Origin of the sequence: uncultured Winogradskyella sp. (assembly GCF_947496485.1) — a bacterium.
GTDB lineage: Bacteria > Bacteroidota > Bacteroidia > Flavobacteriales > Flavobacteriaceae > Winogradskyella.
In genome coordinates this window covers 241,269-262,767 of the sequence record NZ_CANMCZ010000003.1, presented here as the reverse complement: position 1 = coordinate 262,767, position 21,499 = coordinate 241,269, and the positions used below count along the sequence as shown (strand labels likewise).

The window sequence follows — 21,499 nt, the reverse complement described above, 5'->3', positions numbered from 1 at the left end:
AAGCGATAAAAAGCATTTTTTTCTTGCTTTGTACTATATTTTATTATATGTTTGACCCAGCTTAACCTATTAACCGTTATCAGTTCCCCAAATCTGATAACAAAGAAGAAGGATGTATTTAATTATACATCCTTTTTTATTTTATATGTTACATTTTTTGGTTTAAGGCTCGAAGCTCTGCATGTCCACAAGTTTTTTGTAAACACCATCTTTTGAGATAAGTTCTGAATGAGATCCTTGCTCTGCAATTTCACCTTTTTGCATTACAATTATTAAGTCTGCACTTTGTATTGTAGATAAGCGATGTGCTATAATGATAGAGGTTCTATTCTTCATCATATTTTCTATTGCATTTTGAACAATACGTTCGCTTTCGGTATCTAAAGCTGAGGTAGCTTCATCTAAAATCATTATTGGTGGATTCTTAAGGACAGCACGTGCTATATTAATACGTTGTTTTTGTCCACCAGAAAGTTTAGTACCAGAATCTCCAATATTAAAGTCTAATTTACCTTTTAAGTCTTTAACAAATTCCCATGCATTAGCGATTTTTAAGGCATTGATTATTTCTTCATCGCTCGCATTTTCTTTGCCTAATAAAACGTTATTTTTTATGGTATCGTTAAATAAAACAGAATCTTGGGTTACTAATCCTATTAAATCGCGTAGTGAATGTTTTGTAAGCCCTTTAATGTCTTCACCATCAATACTAATACTGCCCTCATTTACATCATAAAAACGTGTTACAAGATTAGAAATGGTGCTTTTTCCACTTCCAGATTGCCCTACTAAAGCTACACTTTTTCCTTTTGGTACTTGAAGTGAGAAATTTTTGAGAACGAGATCATCTTCATATTTAAATGAAATGTTGTTTAATTTTATTTCAGATTTAAAATCACTCTTGGTGATTGCATTTGGACTATCTTTTAAAGGGGATTCAGTATTTAATATTTCTAAAACACGTTCTGCAGCTGCATTACCTTTTTTAACACTATAGCTTGCTTTACTAATAGCCTTAGCTGGTGTTAGAATATTGTATGCTAGTCCCATAAATGTTAAGAACTGCTCGCCTTCAAGAGTTCCATCTACTAATACCATACGACCTCCAAACCATAATAAAACACCAATGACACCTATACCTAAAAACTCACTTGTAGGTTTGGCTAAGTTTGTTCTATTAAGAAGCGAATTTGAAAAATGAAAAAAGCGTTGAGTTGACCCTTGAAACTTTTTGTTAAAGATGGCTTCCATGTTGAAGCCTTTAATAACTTTTAGTCCTCCAAGAGATTCTTCTAATAAGGATAAAAAGTAACCTTGTTCCTTTTGTACCTTATCTGATTTTCTTTTTAAACTCTTTCCAATCAAAGAAATAATGATACCTGATATTGGAATGAATATGAATACAAAAACCGTAAGTTTTACACTTATAGTAAGCATAAATAAAATTGTAAAAATGATGGTGAGTGGTTCTCTAAACAGTAATTCTAAAATTGATAAAAATGAATGCTGAATTTCCAAAACATCTGTTCCTAGTCTTGCCATGATATCACCTTTTCTTTTTTCTGAAAAATAGGAAAGCGGTAATTCTATAGTTTTATCATAAAGCTCATTTCTAATATCTTTTAATGTACCATTTCTTAAAAATGTAATAAAATACATTGCTAGATAACTAAATATATTCTTAAGAAAGAAAACAATAAGAATTAGAATAATAACAAAGGTTAAAGCTTTTGAAGAATCATTGTCTGCTAGTTGACTAATATGATAGTTTAAATAGTCATTAAAATAAGTGGCAGCTTCAGTAAAACCATTATACGTAGGCTTTTCCATTAGTCTAACGGCATCTTTATCAAATAAAACATTTAATAATGGCATTAGTACCATAAATGATAAACCAGAAAATAAGGCGTAAAAGATATTCGCAATTATATTTAAAATCGCATAGCCTTTGTATGGTATCGCAAAGCGAAGTATTTGTTTAAAATAGTTCATTAAAGATTCATGCCCTTTAAAATGGCATCAATTCTGTTTTCCAATAATTGCTCCGTTTTAGCAAAATCAGACACATTGTCTAATTTTGTGTTCACACTGATATAGAATTTTATTTTCGGTTCAGTGCCACTAGGTCTCAGAGCTATTTTACTACCATCTTCTGTGTAGTAAATTAATACATTAGATTTTGGAATTTCAATGGCTTCTTCAGTATTATTGACAACGTCTTTAGCAATAGATAACTGATAATCTTCAATACGAATGACTTTAGAACCATTTACTTCTTTAAGTGGATTTTTTCTGGCATCAATCATCATTTGTTTAATTTCTTGGGCCCCTTCAATTCCTTTTTTTGTTAATGAAATTAAGCGTTCCTTAAATAAACCATGCTCAAAATACAAGTCTATTAAAGCTTGATACATCGTTTTACCGTTAGCTTTTGCCTGTGCTGCAATCTCACAAGCTAAAAGTGTAGAGGTAACTGCATCTTTATCGCGAACAAAATCTCCAACCATAAAACCAAAACTTTCTTCACCACCTCCAATAAAGTCGAGGTTAGGGAAATCTTTTATCATTTTAGCTATCCATTTAAAACCCGTTAGGCCAATTTTGCATTCCACGTCATACGCATTAGCTAAAACAGACATCATTGGTGTAGAAACTATTGTAGAGGCCACAAATTGTTTTCCATTAATTTTAGCTTCATTTTCCCACTGTTTTAAAAGAAAATCGGTCATTAAAATCATGGTTTGGTTTCCGTTAAGAATCACCAACTCATTTTCTAAATTTCTTGTAACTACGCCTAGACGATCACAATCTGGATCCGTACCAATAACAATATCACCATCTACTTTTTCTGCAAGAGCCATAGCCATTTTGAGCGCTTCGGGTTCTTCGGGATTTGGTGATACCACTGTAGGGAAATCTCCATTGGGTTCGCGTTGTTCTTCAACAATATTTACGTTTGAGTAACCTGCGCGTTTAAGTGTTTCTGGTATTGCTGTAATAGATGTCCCATGAAGAGAAGTGAAAACTACATTTAAGTTAGCTTTAGCTTCAGTAGAAGTATTGAAACTTCCGTTTTTTACTGAATTATCAATAAATACATCATCAATATCTTTACCTATATACTGAATTAAATCATTATTTGCTTCAAATTTAATCTCAGAATAATCTAATCTGTTAATTTCGGCTATAATTGCAGAATCTTGGGGTGGTACTAATTGTCCACCATCTTGCCAATATACCTTGTAACCATTATATTCTGGTGGGTTGTGTGATGCTGTTAATACAATACCACAATGGCAGCCTAAATGTTTTAATGCGAAAGATAACTCTGGTGTTGGTCTTAAATCTTCAAATAAATACACCTGAATCCCATTAGCCGAAAATACATCTGCCACAACCTTTCCGAAAGTTTTACTATTGTGTCTACAATCGTACGCAATAGCCACTTTTACTTTTTCATTTGGGAATGATTCTTTTAGGTAATTACTCAAACCTTGTGTGTTTTTACCTAAAGTATATTTGTTAATACGATTAGTACCTAATCCCATTATACCGCGCATTCCACCAGTCCCAAATTCTAAATCCTTATAGAAGCTCTCCTCAAGTTCTTTGGGATTTGAAGCAATAAGATGTTTGATCTCTTCTTGTGACTCCTTATCAAAAGTTGGTGTCAACCAAGTATTTACACGTTCTAGAATTTCTGGTTTAATGTATATCATGGATAAAAGGTTTAAATAACAAAAATAAACAATTCGCAATTTGAAACTGTCTTTAGTATGTCAAAATCTAAACGGTTACGCCAAATTTAATTTGTCTTTAATAAAATAGCGTTGCTGTTGTCTTTTAGATCGTAAAACAAGTTCGCCTAAAAAACCAGCAATGAAGAATTGCGAACCAATAATCATAGTAGAAAGTGCTAAATAGAATTGAGGTCGTTCTGTAATGAGTCTTCCTGTTGGGTTGAAAAAAAGTTTGTCTAATCCTAGATAGAATGCAAATCCAAAACCGATAATAAACATAATCACTCCAAGTGAACCAAACAAATGCATTGGTCGTCTACCAAAACGTGAAACAAACCAAATGGTTATTAAATCTAAAAAACCATTTATAAATCGATTCATACCAAACTTAGTTTTTCCGTATTTGCGTGCTTGGTGTTTCACTACTTTTTCACCAATTTTAATAAAACCTGCATTTTTTGCTAATACTGGAATATAACGATGCATCTCGCCATAGACATCTATGTGTTTTACGACTTGATTAGTGTAAGCTTTTAAACCACAGTTAAAGTCATTCAATTTAACACCAGAAGTGCGTCTTGCTGCCCAATTGAATAGTTTTGAAGGTAGGTTTTTAGAAAAATAAGAATCATAACGTTTCTTTTTCCAACCAGAAACTAAATCAAAACCGTCATCAGAAATCATTCTGTATAAATCAGGAATTTCCTCAGGATTATCTTGTAAATCCGCATCCATGGTAATAACCACATCGCCTTTAGTTTCAGCAAAACCTGCATGAAGTGCTTGAGACTTCCCAAAGTTTTTTAGAAACCTGAGTCCTTTTACATTTGGGCTAATTTCAGAAAGTTCAGAGATGACTTTCCATGAATTGTCAGTACTACCATCATCAATAAATAAAATTTCGTAAGAAAACTGATTGGATAGCATCACTGATACTATCCAATCGTGTAATTCTTTTAAAGAGTCTTCTTCGTTAAGTAGTGGTATAACTACTGATATATTCATATTGATGTTGTCTAATTTCTAGACTTCAAAAATAAAGAAATTATTTAAGGCGTTGCTATGAATTATTTTTCATTACTAATCCACCGATAAGCGAGTAGATCAAACCGAAAAACAGACTCATTGCTGTCCAACCTGCCGATGCAGCTGCTGGACTAGAGAACATTTCTATCCATTTTAAACTTTGCTCAACCTGTTCTTCAGTAACATTTGGACTTTCAAGCATTTTATCTTTTGCTACTTCTATAGCTTGCGCTGTGAATTCAGGATCTACTACATAATTAAATACGAATATCCACACTACATACACTAGAGCACTTACAATAGCAATAGCCAATCCAACTTTCATCGCATCTCCAAGACTTAATACATTTGCATTACTTTTTTTGTATTGACTTATGCCATACATAATCATAACAGGAAATGCAATATAGTAAATAAAGACAGGCCACTGTACGCCTTCCAATGTCATTCCTGTAACATACATTATAACAGAAATACTTAACATAATAAGACCTAAAATTAGACCATAATTTAATGCAAATTTGCCTGTTGTTGGTTTTTGATGTTCCATAATTAAGATGAGTTTTTAGTTAATTGACTAGTTAGTACTCAAAGTTACACAATTGTTACATATTTTGGTGAAATAAAAAGTATTAAAAAGATTGTACATTTATAAAAAATACTTAAATTTGCACCTCGAAAAAATCGAATTTATTTAAAGCATTTAGTGATGAAAGCAGGTATACATCCAGAAAATTATAGATTAGTAGCGTTCAAAGATATGTCTAACGATGACGTGTTTTTAACTAAATCTACAGCAGATACAAGTGAAACTATTGAAGTTGATGGTGTTGAATATCCATTAGTAAAATTAGAAATTTCTAGAACATCACATCCTTACTACACTGGTAAATCGAAATTAGTAGATACTGCTGGTCGTATTGACAAGTTCAAAAACAAATACGCTAAGTTTAAGAAATAAGCATTTTTTATTATATACATTAAGCCTTCAGGATTTACCTCGAAGGCTTTTTTGTTTTCTGTAATTAAGTTACTTTTGGAAGGCAAAAAAACTTTAAACTTAAGATGAACTATATATTATTTGATGGTCCATATCGTAATAATCTATTACCATTTACATATACAAGACCGGTTGCAGATATTAGAGTTGGTATTTTAACAATTCGCCAGAAATGGGAGTCGTTTTTAGAATATACCACTACAACAGTTACTGAAGATTACCTATCAGATAAATTTCCGATGGTAGAAATGGAAGATAACATTATGATAAATGCTTCTTTTTTACCAAACATGGAGGTTGTTGAAGTTGTTAAAAACTTAAGTCATAATCAGGCTTTGTTTAAAGGTGAAGATGTAATTGCATTTTTTACTAAAGAAGGTGAAGAAGTTAAAGATTTCTCAACGTTTGAAGCAGTTGAATTTGCTGGTGATATTTTAACGATAGAAAATACTTGGGATATTTTTTCCAAGAATGGAGACGCAATAATTGAAGATTTTAACTTAATAACTAAAGGTAGGAAGTCGCAACCAATACCTGCCACAGTAAATACTATTAATCCTGAAAATATCTTTATCGAAAAAGGAGCGACCTTAAACTTTGCTACTCTAAATGCAAGCTCTGGACCTATTTATATTGGTAGAGATGCCGAAGTTATGGAAGGTTCTATGGTTAGAGGTCCTTTAGCACTTTGTAATAATGCAACTTTAAAGCTGGCAAGTAAAATATATGGGCCAACTACTATCGGACCGCACAGTAAAGTAGGTGGTGAGGTTAATAATTCTGTCCTATTTGGTTTTTCTAATAAAGGACACGATGGTTTTTTAGGAAACTCAGTTTTAGGTGAGTGGTGCAATCTTGGTGCAGATACAAATAATTCTAACCTAAAGAATAATTATGCAGAAGTTAGACTTTGGGATTACCAAACCAAAGGCTTTGCCAAAACAGGATTACAATTTTGTGGACTTATGATGGGAGACCATAGCAAATGCGGAATTAATACTATGTTTAATACTGGTACAGTTGTTGGTGTAAGTGCTAATATCTTTGGAAGTGGTTTTCCTCGCAATTTTGTCCCAAGCTTTTCTTGGGGTGGAAGTAAAGGTTTCGTAACATATAAAACCAACAAAGCATTTGAAGTTGCTGAAGTGGTTATGGCGAGACGTAAAGAAGAATTTACAGCTAAGGATAAATCTATTTTAGAACACATTTTTGAAGAAACAAAACAATATAGAAGAGAATAACATGATACTAAACCCCAAATTTACAACACTACTTTTTTTATTAACCTTAACCTTCGGATTTTCTCAAAGCAAAGATGTTGAGGTAAAAAAACTCGAAATTAATAACAAATTAGATCATTTTGCAGCGCGTGTTGTTAAGGATAAAATCTATTTTAGTTCTAATTTGGTTACTAAAAGGGGACGCCCAATATTAGATAAATATGCACAGCAACTTTTTGGCATTTATGAAGGCGTAGCAGACGAAGATGGAGAAATAAAGGATGCAAAGCTAATTACCAGGCCTGAAGTAGGTATGTCTAATATGTCAGTAGCAACATATTCAAAAGATGGAAAGTTTATGTATTTTACATCTAACCATACAATAAAGGGTGAAAATAAATTACAGGATAAGAATACTTTCAACCTATTAATTCAACGTGCAGAATACGTTGAAGGAAAAGGTTGGACCAATTTTACGACCTTACCATTCTGTGAACCAGATTTTAATTTTGCACATCCTGCTTTGAGTCCAGATGGCTTAACGCTATACTTCATTGCTGATATAAAAGGTACAAAAGGAAAGTCAGATTTATACAAAGTCTCAGTCTCTAATCATGAGACTTATGGTGAAGTCACAAAATTGGACGAAACTATAAACTCATCTCGAACAGAGATTTTTCCATTTATCAGTTCGGATAATAAACTATATTTTTCTTCAAATAGACGTGGAGGAAAAGGTGGTATAGATATTTATAGTTACGATTTAGAATCTTCTGATGCTGAACAAAAACCTGTGTCTTTAGATAAGCCAATTAACAGTATTGGTGATGATTTTTCTTTTTTCTTAAATGATGATTTGACAACAGGATATCTATCATCAAGGCGGTTGAGAGGAGAAGGAGGAGATGATCTTTATTATTTCTCTAAGTTTTAGTAGTTAGTCTTTCTAACTGCTTTGAGTTCTAATAGATTAGTAGCGTTTATACCTAAGCCCTTCACACTTTTTCTAGTAAAACGAACTACTTCATCATAAAACATAGGAACTATTGGTGCTGACGCCATAATAATAGAATCCATTTTGGTATAGAGTTGTGTGCGCTTATCTGAATCGGTCTCTAAGAAAGCCGCTTCATATATGCTGTCGAATTCATTATTGTTATAATGCGTATAATTCGGTCCTTTTGGCGCAAAATTTTTACTGTAATAGAGTGACAAATAGTTCTCCGCATCAGGATAATCTGCAACCCAACTTGCTCTAAAGAAATCTAATTGTCCGTTGGCTTTTCCATCTTTCAAACTTGAAGCTGGTATCACATCTACATTAACATTCAATCCTGTTTTTTGTAACTCACGTTGAATAAACTCGCAGAAGCTTAGATAATTACTCGTTGTAGTCAACGTTATTTCTGGATTTTCAATTCCGGTTTCAGACTTAAACTCAGATACTAATTGTTTGGCTAATTCTGGTTGATAGGTATAACCAATCGAATTATCAAAACCTGGTAAGCCTTTTGGTATAAAACCACCATTTGCAGGAACACCAATACCATTTCGCAAATAGGTTATCATTTTGTTTCTATCAAAACCTAGATTTATAGCTTTTCGTAATTTTAATGCTTGGATTTCTGAAACCTTAGTTTCCATATAAAAAGCCAAATATTCTGTATTTAAATAAGGACCACGTATCATATCAACATCTTTGATATAAAGTGATTTTAACTTTCCATCTGAAGTTAAAATTTCATCTTTATAAGATGCATCTAAACCAGATACGAAATCAATATTTCCTTGTGCGAATTGTAAAAATTCACTTTGTTTATCTGGTAGAAATGTAATAGCAATAGCTTCGAGATAAGGCAAAGAATTCCCATCCTTATCAACCTCAAAATAGTTGTTGTTTCGTCTAAAAACGAGCTTTATATTTTCTTCCCAACGCTTAAATTTAAAAGGACCTGTGCCAATAGGATGCGATCTAAAATCATTGCCATAATGTTCCACAATTTCCTTTGGAACAACGGAGCAATATTTCATTGTCAATAGTCCTAAAAATGCAGGAAATGGCTGAGTTAATTTTATTTGAAAAGTAGAATCGTTAATTGCAGAAAAGTGGTCTACTTTATTTAGCACCCAACTACCAGGTGAAGCCAAAGCTTTATCTTTTAACCGATTGAAACTATATACAAAGTCAGAAGCATTTGCAGTGCGAGTAGAATCTGTTCCAAATAATTTGTGCTTGTGAAAAAAGACGTTGTTCCTTAAGTTAAATGTGTATGTTGTTGCACTATCAGTAATTGTCCAATTTTTCGCAATACAAGGCTTTACATTGAGTTTATCATCCATTTGCACCAACCCGTTAAATAATTGATGGTTAGCCCAATTATCTGCATTATCTTTAGAAAACGCGGGATCTAGTGAACCAATGTTTTTGTGTTCATTGTATCTAAAAACGAGGTGGTCTTTATTTATATCCCTGTCACTGCCACATGCAATAAAAAGAAACACAAAACTAACGCAGCAAAGCTTATTTCTGACTAATCTAAAATATTTTAATGCTCCTAACATAATTAACCTTCTGGAAGTGATTTCCACTTTTTAATATTTTTAGAATAAAAGAATATAAATATAATACCAAGTGCAAAAAGGACATAACTCCAGTTAAAACCTAGACTTTCTATTAGCGTATCGCACTTATAATTTCCTAGAGAATAATCTAAACTATTTCTACAAGCTTCTTCTTGATGCATTGAGATAATTCCAATGATTAGAAATAACAATAAAGGAAATCCAAGTATTGAGATGTTGAGGCAAATAGCTACAATAAGCTTTTTAGTAGTTTCAATAAAAAATATGGGTATCGCTAAAATAATTAAACTGATAATTAAAACGATATATAATATAAAGTAGGATATAATATCATCATAATCTCGCATTATATAAAATAGTAAGGCAGTGAGTAATGATATAAATAATGCCAATACACCTATAGTTAACACACTAAATAAAAGCGGTTTTAATCCAGTAATCCTAAACATAAAAATTACACATGCCAAAAAGAAGGTAAGCCACATAAAAAAGTGAATACTTTCCATAAATGGATTGCTTGCCTTTATCTCTTCAATATTTTCAAAAACATTACTAAGCTTATTATGCTCTAAATGATAATCTGTGACATAGTCTGTGTAGAACTTCTCATATTTGGTTTGCTCTAACGAAATTGCTGTTTCATATTCATATTTGGTTTTTGGAATGGTGCGTATAAAACTTCTGACTTCAAAATTGCCAGGATTATAAACCAAATTAAACCATTGGTCAGCTGTTATATTATTTGGAATTTTATAATAGTTTGAAAATTTTAAAAAGTCTTCGAGTAGCTTTTTAATTTCATCTTTATCATTTCGTTCTAAAAGTTCATAATTTCTCTTATTTCTCAACTGATGTCTAATCGAGTATTTTGGATTATAGTTGTAACTGTAATCGTCATACTCCGAATATAGTTGGTGATTAAAATTATAATGATCAACGATTAGTGCATCATGCCTCGATATAAAAAAAGTGGATGAAGCATTGTAATAGCTTGGTTTTGCAGTTTTAATGAATGGCTTTACGTTAACAACGGTATCTTTGAAATATAAAACTCTTAAAGTGTCTTTAATCTTACTGTAAACGAGTTTAAAATTTGTGCTATCTGAATTATCTATTGTATTCTGATAAGCGTAAGAATAGCGATCAGTTAACGGTACTTCTTTAGTGTAAAGCGAATAAAACTGATAGTATTTGTCTCCAAATTCTAAATAAGCTTCGTCAAAATCAATAAATTCATTTAGTTTTTCACAGTATAATTCATAGAAAGGTTTTGGGTATCTTCGATTATCAATAGTATAATCAGATACATTTTCAGAAAAGAATAGGGCAGCGTCATTTGCAATTTCAATTTCTTTATTGATTTGTGCATCATTATAAGTTGAGGCAATGTAAGTCTTTAAACCATATTGGTAAGATAAATAGAACGTGCTACAACTAAAGATAATAATTGCATAAGCAAAAAATTGCCCAAATAATTTAGAACCACTTGTTGGATAAAAGTTTTTAAACCCATTATTCTTAAACATATAAATAAGCCAAACAACAAGAAGTAAGATTGAGATTATTATAGATAAGAATACTGTTCCGTTTTTGAAAAAGATACTTATAATACTACGTTCATGTAAAGTTTCAGGGTTTGTGAGCGTAATGAACCCAAACATAAAAAATATAACATGTAGCATTAATGCAATGAGCAACATCCAGGCAAGTCTAGTGTTCCAAATCGTTGGAAATCGCTCTAATAAATACTGGTTGGTGTTGTATATAAATTTTTTCATTTATGTGTAATTAGGATACAAAAAAGCGTCTTGTGGATTTTGTAATATTTCTAGTATAGGTTACATCTACTTTATGTTTGCCTAGTGTTTCTAGTACACTATAGAAGGTCATATCTGCTTTAAAATAAGCAACATAAATTCCTCCATTATATATTAATTTCTCCAAATGCAATCCTTCAAAAATTGATAGCAAAGTCTCGCGATTAGCCTCACAATCTATTTCAACGATGAGTTGATGTTTTTCTTCTTTAACTTCAGCTTTGTTGTCTTTGTATTTACCATTTTTTAGATAAATAACTTTATCTGATATCTTTTCAACTTCATATAGTTGTTGAGAACTAAGAATTAAAGCAATCGGATTATTGATTGAGTTACACATCGATTTTAAATCTTCTAAAATAACTTGCTGTGCTAAGACATCGAGATTTGCTAGAGGTTCATCTAGTAGCAATAATTCTGGTTGTCTTAGTAATGTTCTGGCGAGTTCAAACCGCATTTTGTAACCAGAAGAGAGCTCATTCCATTTGAGGTGTTTGTAATTCCATAGCCCAAAACGTGCAATCATCATTAAGACTCTCGTTTCGTTTTCATCTGGTGGAATGCCGTAGCTGGAAAGCACAAATTTGAGGTTGTCTTTTAAGCTTCCATACCATTTTTGTGTGCGTTGTGGAATGTAAACTAAGTTGGTACGTAAATCGTAATCAGAATTATATGCCTTATCAAATCTAAAATCTAATTCACCAGTATTATATTTTAACTCCTTTGCTAAAACTCTCAATAAGGTAGTTTTACCATTCCCATTTTCACCAACAAGACCATAAACTTCACCTTTTCTAATTTCAACAGAAATCGGCCCAAGTTTAAAACGGTTGTGACCATAACTTTTGGTTAGATCTGTACCAATTACTACTGGATTATTAATATCATATTCGGTAATGGGAAGTTTAGAAACACGTTCTAATATTACAAGTGACTTTTCTATGAGTTCATCTTCTTTTTCAGGAAATTGTTCCTTCCAATCGGTCAATGCAATAACCTCTTTGTAGATATCTAAATCTTGAGTATCAATGACACAATCCATTAATTTTCGATAGCCAAGAACGGTATCCTTATTTTTAAAAAAGGAAATAACCTCCTTTATTCTAGCTTCTGCTTTAGACATATACTTGTATATTATTGATTTTTAACGTTAGAGGGAATCAATACATTGCAAGACGTCTAGCAATTATGTAAATTTGCGCACTCTAAATTAGAACCGAGTAAATATAAATTATTAAAAATCCTGAACCAAGTTTGAAATAACAAAACATGGAACAAAAAAAAGTCGCATTTTATACCTTAGGTTGTAAACTTAATTTTTCCGAAACTTCTACGATAGCAAGAAGTTTTGAGGATGAGGGTTTTAATCGTGTGGATTTTAAGCAGAAAGCAGATATCTATGTTATCAATACATGTTCTGTAACTGAAAATGCAGACAAACGTTTTAAAACCATCGTAAAACAAGCACAAAATATAAATCCTGATGCTTTCGTTGCTGCGATTGGTTGCTATGCTCAACTGAAGCCAGAAGAATTAGCAGATGTTAATGGGGTAGATTTGGTTTTGGGTGCTACTGAAAAATTTAAGATCACTGATTATCTAAATGACTTAACCAAAAATGACTTTGGGGAAGTACACTCTTGTGAAATTGAAGATGCAGATTTTTATGTTGGTAGCTATTCAATAGGAGATAGAACCAGAGCGTTTCTAAAAGTACAGGATGGTTGTGATTATAAGTGCACCTATTGCACAATTCCTTTAGCTAGAGGTATTTCTCGTAGCGATACTATGCAAAATGTGTTGAATAATGCTAAAGAAATTTCAGAGCAAGGTATTAAAGAAATTGTACTTACAGGTGTAAATATCGGAGACTACGGTAAAGGCGAATTTGGTAATAAAAAACATGAGCATACCTTTTTAGATTTAGTAACTGAACTTGATAAGGTAGAAGGAATAGAACGTTTAAGAATCTCGTCTATTGAGCCTAATTTATTAAAGAATGAAACGATTGATTTAGTATCTAAATCACGAGCAATTGTACCTCATTTTCATATACCATTGCAGAGTGGAAGTAATGAGCTTCTTAAAAAGATGAAACGTCGTTACATGAAAGAATTGTACATAGATCGTGTTGTTAAAATAAAACAAGTAATGCCACATGCCTGTATTGGTGTGGATGTGATAGTAGGTTTTCCTGGGGAAACAGATGAGTTATTCCTAGAAACTTATAACTTCTTAAATGAACTAAATATATCTTATTTGCATGTGTTCACCTATTCGGAACGCGATAATACGGAAGCTACCTTAATGGATGGAGTTGTATCTAAAAATGTAAGAGCAAAACGAAGTAAAATGCTAAGAGGGTTATCTGCAAAAAAGAGAAGAGCATTTTACGAAAAGCAATTAGGTACAGAAAGAACTGTTTTATTTGAAGGTGAAAATAAGGAGGGTTATATCCATGGGTTTACAGAAAACTATGTAAAAGTAAAAGCACCATGGAATCCGGAGTTGGTAAACACACTTCACAAGGTGTGTTTAACTAGGATTGATGAGGATGGCTCAGTAAGGTTCAACTTTATTGAATCTTTAGTGTCATAATATAAAAAAATCCGAAGCTTAGAGTTTCGGATTTTTTTATGATGTATTTATTTTTAAATTATATACGAATACCAACTGGTAGCATACGCTTATATTTTCTATTTCGTCTTACAAATTTTGCAATTTCAGGACTTGTTGGTACTACACTAATGTTACGTTCTTTAATATTGCTAAACACTAAGTCAATAAAGTCTAATTCAAACTCATCTGTTCTTATAGTGTCAGGAATAATCATTTTCGTTAAGAATATCTTTCGTTCTTGTAAAGAATATTCAATAATAGCCATGTCGTTGTCAACCTTTAATTCAAATTGACGGAGAAATTCATTGTCAATCAGTTCAGCAGTTTCAGTCATAATTTCTTAATTTAAGATTAGCGGTTGGCGTGTAGATACTATAATTTATATAGTTTTGCTGTGCAAAGGTACAAAAAATCTGTGAAAGTATGAGTTTACAGATGTTAAAACCTTAAATTGTAATCAATTAAGACATTTTTGTTAAAGAGTTTTAAGCCCAATGAATACTAAAATAACACATGTATATTTAATGCCAGGAATGGCAGCAAATCCAACTATATTCGAACATATTGAGTTGCCAAAAGCACAATATGAAATTCATTGGTTAGCATGGCAAATCCCTGAAAAAACTGAAACACTCCAAGCTTATGCAAAGCGTATGTGCAAATATATTAAGCATGAAAACATTGTTTTATTAGGTGTTTCGTTTGGTGGCATTTTGGTTCAAGAGATGAGTAAATATCTAACATTAAAAAAACTCTTTGTGGTTTCTAGTGTTAAATCACATCATGAGCTACCAAAACGATTTAAACTTATTAAATATACTAAAGCCTATAAAATTCTACCAACGCAGTTGGTGAGCAATATAGATTTATTAGCTAAATATGCTTTTGGTGAAACTATTAAAAAGCGAGTAGATCTCTATAAAAAGTATCTTTCTGTAAGCGATAAAACGTATTTGGATTGGGCGATTAAGCAAGTGGTATGTTGGGATCAGGAAGAACCGCATCCTGATGCTATTTACATTCATGGTGATAAAGACATTGTTTTTCCTCATTCTTGCGGTGGAAATTGTATTGTTATTAAAGGCGGAACACATATCATGGTAATCACAAAATTTAAGTGGTTTAATGAAAATTTACCTAGACTTATAGAGTCCTGATTTTGAAAGAATTAAATAGATTTCGCATAATCATTTTGAAGTTTATGAGGTATTAGTTACATTGTGAAAAAATAAACGCCATGCAAATCTTAAAAAACACCTTAGCTATAATTGGAGTCATCTGTGTATCAGGCCTTTTTATATTCTCAATGCAAAAAGCACCTTCAGATAAAACTTTAGGAAAAGAACAACCAATTATCAACGATTATAATGTCTATGCTTTAGAGATGCCAGAAGGCATAAACTTTGCAGGAGAATTAGTGCCTGTGGAGAATGCTGATATTTACGAGCGTATGGATAGAGAACTCTTAGTTAACACTTATTGGCAATCAAATGGCTTATTGATGTTTAAACGTGCTCAAAAATATTTTCCAATTATTGAACCAATATTAGAAAAGAATGGTGTGCCAGATGATTTTAAGTATTTGGCGGTTATAGAAAGTGGTTTAGTTCAAACAGCAAAATCACCAGCTGGAGCAAGTGGTGTTTGGCAAATAATGAAAGCCACAGGAAGAGAAAACGGATTAGAAGTAAACGCCAATGTTGATGAGCGTTATAACTTAGAAAAAGCTACAGAAGTAGCCTGTAAATATTTAAAGAAGGCCAAAGAAAAATTAGGGTCTTGGACAGCTGCTGCTGCTGCTTATAATGCTGGAAATGCCGGTATTTCAAGGCGCTTTAAAGAACAAGGTGTTTCGGATTACTATGATCTACTACTTGGTGAAGAAACGGGTCGTTATGTATTTAGGATTGTAGCATTGAAAGAAATACTTTCAAATCCAGATAAATATGGTTTTAATTTCAATAAAAGCGATTTATACAAACAAGTGCCTACTTATAAGGTAGAAGTTGATACAGCTGTAACTAGTTTTTCTAAATTCGCAAAGCGTTTTGGAATTAATTATAAGATTTTAAAGTTGCATAACCCTTGGTTGAGAGAGCCACATTTAAATAATAAATCGAGAAAATCCTACACTATAGAAATACCAAAAGAAGGTTACTACAGTGCTAAACCTTAATATTTGGATTTCGTAAAAAATCATATTTGGCAGATACTAGTAGGATTAAACTATATTTTAGCCCTTTCCGCCATATTCACTATTTTATTTAAAAGAATAAATCCAACAAAGACACTAAGTTATATTATTGTTTTGTTGGTTTTTCCTTTTGTAGGCTTGTTAGTATATTATCTGTTTGGACAAGAGTACCGTAAATCAAAAATTTTCGACAGAAAGAATGTTCTCAATCAATCGATTATTAAAAAGGTTCAAGAGGAATTAGAGTTAGACACTAAAAGTATTAATGAAGTAGATGAACTTTTAGATGAAAAGTCAAAGCTTATTCCTTTATTGTATAATAGCGAAAAGTCAAAAATGACAATTAATAATGACGTTAAACTCATTATAAATGGAGATGAAAAATTTAAATTACTTTTTGAGGATATAAAGGGAGCAAAACATCATATACATCTCGAGTATTTTATAATTAAAGATGATAAGATTGGTACAGAAGTCTTAAATCTACTTTGCGATAAGACCAAAGAAGGTGTTGCTGTAAGAATTGTTATAGATGACGTCGGTAGCTCTATTTCTTCTACAATGAAACAAAAATTAAAGGATTGTGGTATAGAAATGTACTCCTTTATGCCAGTATTGTTTTCTAAATTCACTGGTCAAATGAATTACCGAGATCACAGAAAAATTATAGTTATCGATGGTTATATAGGATATGTTGGTGGTATTAATATATCAGATGCATATGTTAATGCGAATAACAGTCGTTATTGGCGAGATACGCATTTAAGGATTGTTGGCGAGGCTGTAAAGCCCTTGCAAATTTTGTTTTTTACAACTTGGGATTTTGCTAGTGAGGATAAATTACAAATTTCAAAAACTTATTTTCCAGATCATAATTGTAAAAAAGAGGTTCCATTACAAATTGCTGCGAGTGGACCAGATACAGATTGGTCTAACATCATGGAGGCTATATTTGTAGCTATAACTAATGCTGAAGACTTTATTTATATTACTACACCTTATTTTATTCCTAATGATGAAATTGTTACTGCACTGCAGGTTGCAGCAAGAAGTAATATAGAAGTTAAACTTATTGTCCCAAAAAAATCAGATTCTTGGGTCGCAGAATATGCTACTAACTCTTATATAGAGCAATTATTGGAGGCAGGAGTTGAGGTTTATCTTTATAAAAAAGGATTTGTTCATGCCAAAACCATGGTAGTCGACGGAGTATTTGGAACTGTTGGTACAGCAAATATGGATTACCGAAGCTTTAATATTAATTTTGAAATTAACGCCTTAGTTTACCATAAAGAGTTTGGTGGACAGTTGGTAGAATTATTTAATGATGATCTTAAGGATTCTGAAAAACTAGATTATCAATCGTGGAAAAATCGCTCAAAAAAAACAAAGATTATAGAAGCATTGGCGAGGCTTGCTGCGCCATTGTTATAATATTTTACCTTCTGCTTCTACGATTTTGTCTAGAAGAAGTAGGTTGACCATATTGTTGTTTTGGTATCACTGCTTTCTTCATCTGCTGCTTCATCATTTTAATCTGATCTGCCAACATATCTCTTTTATCTAGCTTGTCTGCTTCAGCTAATAATTTTTGTGCTTCCTGTTTTCTTCGCTTAGAAAATGCGATACCAGCTAAGTTTAGTTTTGCCATAGCTAAATCATGATCCATAGATAAACCTAAACTAATAGCTTTTTTAAAGTATTTTTCGGCTTCGTTCATATTGGTTTGAGAAACCATAATTCCATTTAAATAATTTAAATAGCCTTGTTGCTTTTTTACCAGCGCTCCTTCTGGATTTTTGATTTTATCTAACCATTTTTTTGCACCAGGAAAATCTTGCTTCCTAAGTCTTAAAAAAGCTAATAAAATCATTTCATTCTTAAAGTATAAGAAAATAAATATTGTAGAAAGCAGAATGTACATGATGCCGTTGCCTATTTCACCTTCAATGAATTGATATACTGCGAAGGCAATAATTAAAGCGGCAATGACTAATTTTATATTTTTGTTGAACATGTTGTGCGTATTTTTGCAGTGCGCAAAGGTAATAAAATTCTATATAAAAATTTTTATTTTACCATTTGCTAAAGTAAAAACTTGTTGTATATTTGCACGCAGTTTTGAGATAGCACTCAAACATAAAAAAAGATTTTAAGATTCTAAAAATATAAGACAATGCCAAAAAGAACGTTTCAACCGTCAAAAAGAAAGAGAAGAAACAAACATGGTTTCAGAGAGAGAATGGCTTCTGCTAACGGAAGAAAAGTTTTAGCACGTAGAAGAGCTAAAGGTAGAAAGAGATTGTCTGTATCTTCAGAAACAAGACATAAAAAATAATGATTAACAATTGTTAATATTTTAAAGACGTTACTTAGGTGTAACGTCTTTTTTTGTATCCTATTGATAACTATTTTTGCTCACCATAAAATTTTAACTCATGCCAAAAGACAAAAACATTAAATCTATCTTACTTATTGGTTCTGGTCCAATTATTATAGGTCAAGCCTGCGAATTCGATTATTCAGGTTCACAAGCTTTACGTTCACTCAGAGAAGATGGAATAGAAACGATTCTTATCAATTCTAATCCTGCAACTATAATGACTGATCCTACAATGGCAGATCACGTTTATTTATTGCCGTTGAATACGAAATCTATTATAAAAATTTTAAAAGAACATCCTCAAATTGATGCGGTTTTGCCAACGATGGGAGGACAAACGGCATTAAATCTTTGTATTGAAGCTGATGAAAAAGGAATTTGGGAAGATTTTGATGTAGATATCATTGGAGTAGATATTGATGCGATAAATATCACTGAGGATAGAGAAAAATTTAGAGAATTAATGCTGAAAATTGGTGTAGGTATGGCACCACAAGAAACGGCAACTTCATTTTTAAAAGGAAAAGAAATAGCTCAAGAATTTGGTTTTCCTTTATGTATTAGAGCATCATTTACTTTAGGCGGAGCAGGAGCTTCTATAGTTTACGATGAAGAGGAATTTGATGAATCCTTAACCAGAGGATTAGAAATTTCTCCTATCCATGAAGTAATGATTGATAAAGCGTTATTAGGTTGGAAAGAATATGAGCTAGAATTATTGAGAGATAAAAATGATAATGTTGTCATCATCTGTACGATCGAGAATATGGACCCAATGGGCATACATACAGGTGATTCTATTACAGTTGCTCCAGCAATGACATTATCTGATAAAACACAGCAAAAAATGCGAGATATGGCCATACATATGATGCGCAGTATAGGTGATTTTGCTGGTGGATGTAATGTTCAGTTTGCTGTAAGTCCAGACGAAGAAGAAGAAATTATAGCTATTGAGATTAATCCACGTGTGTCTCGCTCATCTGCTTTGGCAAGTAAAGCAACTGGTTATCCTATTGCAAAGATTGCTGCTAAATTAGCCTTGGGTTACACTCTTGATGAATTAAATAATCAAATTACAAAATCTACATCAGCTTTATTTGAACCAACATTAGATTATGTTATTGTAAAGATACCACGTTGGAATTTTGATAAGTTTGAAGGCTCTGACAGAACCTTAGGTTTACAAATGAAAGCCGTAGGCGAAGTAATGGCGATTGGTCGTTCATTCCAGGAAGCACTTCATAAGGCAACACAATCTTTAGAAATTAAGCGAAACGGATTAGGTGCCGATGGAAAAGGTTACAAAGATTATGATACAATTATAAGCAAGCTAAAGTATGCAAGTTGGGATCGTGTTTTTGCAATCTATGATGCCATAGAAATAGGTATTCCATTAAGTAGAATATTTGAAATTACTAAGATTGATATGTGGTTCTTAAAGCAATATGAAGAGTTGTTTCAATTGCAAAAAGAAATTTCAACTTATACAGTTGATTCTATTGATAGAGAATTATTGCTTGAGGCAAAGCAAAAAGGCTATGGTGACAGGCAAATAGCACACATGCTAAAATGTCTAGAAAGCGAAGTTTACAATAAACGAAGAGAATTAAATATTAATCGTGTATATAAGTTGGTAGATACTTGTGCTGCAGAGTTTAAAGCGCAAACACCATATTATTATTCAACCTTCGAAAGTGAAGTAGAAACACCAGATGGACAAATTTCTGTTCATAATGAAAGTGTGGTCACTGATAAAAAGAAAATTATAGTGTTAGGCTCTGGTCCAAATAGAATTGGTCAAGGTATTGAGTTCGATTACTGTTGTGTTCATGGTGTACTAGCTGCTGCAGAATGTGGTTATGAAACTATTATGATTAACTGTAACCCAGAAACAGTTTCAACAGATTTTGATATTGCTGATAAACTCTATTTTGAGCCTGTATTTTGGGAACACATTTACGATATTATTCAGCATGAAAAACCAGAAGGAGTCATTGTTCAGTTAGGTGGACAAACTGCTTTAAAACTTGCAGAAAAGTTAGAAAAATGGGGAGTTAAAATAATGGGAACTAGCTTTAAATCTCTAGATCTAGCTGAAGACAGAGGAAGCTTTTCTAACATATTGAAGGCTAATAATATCCCTTACCCAGAATTTGACGTTGCTGAATCTGCTGATGAAGCGTTAGCGATAGCAGATGTATTAGACTTTCCGATTTTAGTAAGACCATCGTATGTACTTGGTGGACAAGGGATGAAAATCGTAATTAATAAACAAGAATTAGAAGCACATGTTATTGACTTATTAAAATCTATTCCTGGAAACAAATTACTGTTAGATCATTATTTAGATGGAGCTATCGAAGCAGAAGCTGATGCCATATGTGATGCAGACGGAAACGTTTACATCATTGGCATTATGGAACATATAGAACCATGTGGAATTCACTCTGGTGATAGCAATGCAACTTTACCAGCATTTAACTTAGGTGATTTAGTAATGCAGCAAATAATAGACCATACACACACAATTGCTCGTGCATTAGATACAGTAGGTTTAATAAATATACAGTTTGCTATTAAGGATGATACGGTTTATATCATAGAAGCAAATCCGAGAGCGTCTCGTACAGTACCATTTATAGCAAAAGCTTATAAGGAACCTTATGTAAATTATGCTACCAAAGTAATGTTAGGAGAGAAAAAAGTAACTGATTTTGACTTTAATCCGCAACTAGATGGTTATGCAATAAAGCAACCCGTATTTTCATTCAATAAGTTCCCTAATGTGAATAAAAAACTGGGACCAGAAATGAAAAGTACAGGTGAAAGTATTTTGTTTATAGATAGTTTAAAGGATGATGAATTTTATGATTTATATTCTAGACGAAAGATGTACCTAAGCAAATAATGGCAC

Annotated in this window: 18 protein-coding genes; 9 read left to right on the top strand and 9 right to left on the bottom strand. The window is 32.3% G+C overall.

The features are described from left to right. Positions 1-162 precede the first annotated feature (162 nt). From Q0822_RS11530 to Q0822_RS11515, 4 genes are all read right to left on the bottom strand, one after another. Positions 163-1,992, bottom strand: a complete 1,830-nt coding sequence (locus tag Q0822_RS11530) for an ABC transporter ATP-binding protein (RefSeq protein ID WP_299123746.1) — start codon at positions 1,990-1,992, stop codon at positions 163-165. Next, positions 1,992-3,719, bottom strand: a complete 1,728-nt coding sequence (locus Q0822_RS11525; RefSeq protein ID WP_299123744.1) for a phospho-sugar mutase — start codon at positions 3,717-3,719, stop codon at positions 1,992-1,994. The genes Q0822_RS11530 and Q0822_RS11525 overlap by 1 nt, the downstream gene beginning before the upstream one ends. 75 nt (positions 3,720-3,794) lie before the next feature. Beyond that, a complete protein-coding gene (locus tag Q0822_RS11520) occupies positions 3,795-4,745 on the bottom strand; it encodes a glycosyltransferase family 2 protein (RefSeq protein WP_299123742.1) in 951 nt (316 codons plus the stop codon). Positions 4,746-4,800: 55 nt separating this feature from the next. Further along, positions 4,801-5,316, bottom strand: coding sequence for a DUF4199 domain-containing protein (locus Q0822_RS11515; protein ID WP_299123740.1), 516 nt, complete (start codon positions 5,314-5,316; stop codon positions 4,801-4,803). 159 nt (positions 5,317-5,475) lie between these two features. Here Q0822_RS11515 and Q0822_RS11510 point away from each other — a divergent pair, with 159 nt between their 5' ends. From Q0822_RS11510 to Q0822_RS11500, 3 genes are all read left to right on the top strand, one after another. After that, positions 5,476-5,727, top strand: coding sequence for a type B 50S ribosomal protein L31 (locus tag Q0822_RS11510; protein WP_299123738.1), 252 nt, complete (start codon positions 5,476-5,478; stop codon positions 5,725-5,727). Between the two features lie 104 nt (positions 5,728-5,831). Beyond that, positions 5,832-7,007, top strand: coding sequence for a GlmU family protein (locus tag Q0822_RS11505; RefSeq protein ID WP_299123736.1), 1,176 nt, complete (start codon positions 5,832-5,834; stop codon positions 7,005-7,007). Further along, on the top strand, positions 6,976-7,920 hold the full coding sequence (locus Q0822_RS11500; RefSeq protein WP_299123734.1) for a hypothetical protein: 945 nt from the start codon (positions 6,976-6,978) through the stop codon (positions 7,918-7,920). Before Q0822_RS11505 ends, Q0822_RS11500 begins: the two co-directional genes overlap by 32 nt. Here the strand turns inward: Q0822_RS11500 and Q0822_RS11495 are convergent. The 3 genes from Q0822_RS11495 to Q0822_RS11485 are packed head-to-tail and all read right to left on the bottom strand — an operon-like array spanning position 7,917 to position 12,509. After that, positions 7,917-9,548, bottom strand: a complete 1,632-nt coding sequence (locus Q0822_RS11495; RefSeq protein WP_299123731.1) for an ABC transporter substrate-binding protein — start codon at positions 9,546-9,548, stop codon at positions 7,917-7,919. The genes Q0822_RS11500 and Q0822_RS11495 overlap by 4 nt on opposite strands. 2 nt (positions 9,549-9,550) lie before the next feature. Then, positions 9,551-11,347 carry a hypothetical protein gene (locus Q0822_RS11490; RefSeq protein ID WP_299123729.1) on the bottom strand — a complete coding sequence of 599 codons (1,797 nt, stop codon included), beginning with the start codon at positions 11,345-11,347 and terminating at the stop codon, positions 9,551-9,553. A gap of 10 nt (positions 11,348-11,357) precedes the next feature. Continuing rightward, complete coding sequence (locus Q0822_RS11485; RefSeq protein WP_299123726.1) at positions 11,358-12,509, bottom strand: ATP-binding cassette domain-containing protein; 1,152 nt, start codon at positions 12,507-12,509, stop codon at positions 11,358-11,360. A 146-nt stretch (positions 12,510-12,655) separates the two neighbouring features. On the opposite strand from Q0822_RS11485, the gene mtaB reads away from it, so the two are divergent. After that, the gene (gene mtaB, locus Q0822_RS11480; protein WP_299123722.1) at positions 12,656-13,984 is read left to right on the top strand and encodes a tRNA (N(6)-L-threonylcarbamoyladenosine(37)-C(2))-methylthiotransferase MtaB; all 1,329 of its coding nucleotides are present in this window, start codon (positions 12,656-12,658) and stop codon (positions 13,982-13,984) included. A 58-nt stretch (positions 13,985-14,042) separates the two neighbouring features. Here mtaB and Q0822_RS11475 read toward each other — a convergent pair whose 3' ends face one another. Beyond that, entirely contained in the window at positions 14,043-14,339 is a 297-nt protein-coding gene (locus Q0822_RS11475) for an N-acetyltransferase (protein ID WP_299123720.1), read from the bottom strand. 160 nt (positions 14,340-14,499) lie between these two features. Here Q0822_RS11475 and Q0822_RS11470 point away from each other — a divergent pair, with 160 nt between their 5' ends. The 3 genes from Q0822_RS11470 to cls all read left to right on the top strand — a co-directional run bounded on the left by Q0822_RS11470 (position 14,500) and on the right by cls (position 17,633). Further along, complete coding sequence (locus Q0822_RS11470; protein WP_299123718.1) at positions 14,500-15,162, top strand: alpha/beta hydrolase; 663 nt, start codon at positions 14,500-14,502, stop codon at positions 15,160-15,162. A gap of 80 nt (positions 15,163-15,242) precedes the next feature. Then, positions 15,243-16,181 (top strand): lytic transglycosylase domain-containing protein, encoded by a 939-nt coding sequence (locus tag Q0822_RS11465; protein WP_299123715.1) that lies wholly within the window; start codon positions 15,243-15,245, stop codon positions 16,179-16,181. A 3-nt stretch (positions 16,182-16,184) separates the two neighbouring features. Further along, positions 16,185-17,633, top strand: a complete 1,449-nt coding sequence (cls, locus tag Q0822_RS11460; RefSeq protein WP_299123713.1) for a cardiolipin synthase — start codon at positions 16,185-16,187, stop codon at positions 17,631-17,633. Positions 17,634-17,637: 4 nt separating this feature from the next. Here the strand turns inward: cls and Q0822_RS11455 are convergent, their stop codons facing one another. Next, positions 17,638-18,216 (bottom strand): DUF2892 domain-containing protein, encoded by a 579-nt coding sequence (locus Q0822_RS11455; RefSeq protein ID WP_299123711.1) that lies wholly within the window; start codon positions 18,214-18,216, stop codon positions 17,638-17,640. A gap of 159 nt (positions 18,217-18,375) precedes the next feature. Between Q0822_RS11455 and rpmH the strand changes: the two genes are divergently transcribed. Continuing rightward, the gene (gene rpmH / locus Q0822_RS11450) at positions 18,376-18,537 is read left to right on the top strand and encodes a 50S ribosomal protein L34 (protein ID WP_299123709.1); all 162 of its coding nucleotides are present in this window, start codon (positions 18,376-18,378) and stop codon (positions 18,535-18,537) included. Between the two features lie 100 nt (positions 18,538-18,637). After that, positions 18,638-21,493, top strand: coding sequence for a carbamoyl-phosphate synthase large subunit (gene carB / locus Q0822_RS11445; protein WP_299123707.1), 2,856 nt, complete (start codon positions 18,638-18,640; stop codon positions 21,491-21,493). The last annotated feature ends 6 nt before the right edge of the window (positions 21,494-21,499 follow it).

Coding starts and splice junctions, on each gene's coding strand:
- Q0822_RS11505 (WP_299123736.1), top strand. CDS start 5,832: ATGAACTATATATTATTTGATGGTCCATATCGTAATAATCTATTACCA.
- Q0822_RS11470 (WP_299123718.1), top strand. CDS start 14,500: ATGAATACTAAAATAACACATGTATATTTAATGCCAGGAATGGCAGCA.
- rpmH (WP_299123709.1), top strand. CDS start 18,376: ATGCCAAAAAGAACGTTTCAACCGTCAAAAAGAAAGAGAAGAAACAAA.
- Q0822_RS11490 (WP_299123729.1), bottom strand. CDS start 11,347: ATGAAAAAATTTATATACAACACCAACCAGTATTTATTAGAGCGATTT.
- Q0822_RS11510 (WP_299123738.1), top strand. CDS start 5,476: ATGAAAGCAGGTATACATCCAGAAAATTATAGATTAGTAGCGTTCAAA.
- mtaB (WP_299123722.1), top strand. CDS start 12,656: ATGGAACAAAAAAAAGTCGCATTTTATACCTTAGGTTGTAAACTTAAT.
- Q0822_RS11520 (WP_299123742.1), bottom strand. CDS start 4,745: ATGAATATATCAGTAGTTATACCACTACTTAACGAAGAAGACTCTTTA.
- Q0822_RS11525 (WP_299123744.1), bottom strand. CDS start 3,719: ATGATATACATTAAACCAGAAATTCTAGAACGTGTAAATACTTGGTTG.
- Q0822_RS11475 (WP_299123720.1), bottom strand. CDS start 14,339: ATGACTGAAACTGCTGAACTGATTGACAATGAATTTCTCCGTCAATTT.
- Q0822_RS11515 (WP_299123740.1), bottom strand. CDS start 5,316: ATGGAACATCAAAAACCAACAACAGGCAAATTTGCATTAAATTATGGT.
- Q0822_RS11495 (WP_299123731.1), bottom strand. CDS start 9,548: ATGTTAGGAGCATTAAAATATTTTAGATTAGTCAGAAATAAGCTTTGC.
- Q0822_RS11455 (WP_299123711.1), bottom strand. CDS start 18,216: ATGTTCAACAAAAATATAAAATTAGTCATTGCCGCTTTAATTATTGCC.
- Q0822_RS11530 (WP_299123746.1), bottom strand. CDS start 1,992: ATGAACTATTTTAAACAAATACTTCGCTTTGCGATACCATACAAAGGC.
- carB (WP_299123707.1), top strand. CDS start 18,638: ATGCCAAAAGACAAAAACATTAAATCTATCTTACTTATTGGTTCTGGT.
- Q0822_RS11465 (WP_299123715.1), top strand. CDS start 15,243: ATGCAAATCTTAAAAAACACCTTAGCTATAATTGGAGTCATCTGTGTA.
- Q0822_RS11485 (WP_299123726.1), bottom strand. CDS start 12,509: ATGTCTAAAGCAGAAGCTAGAATAAAGGAGGTTATTTCCTTTTTTAAA.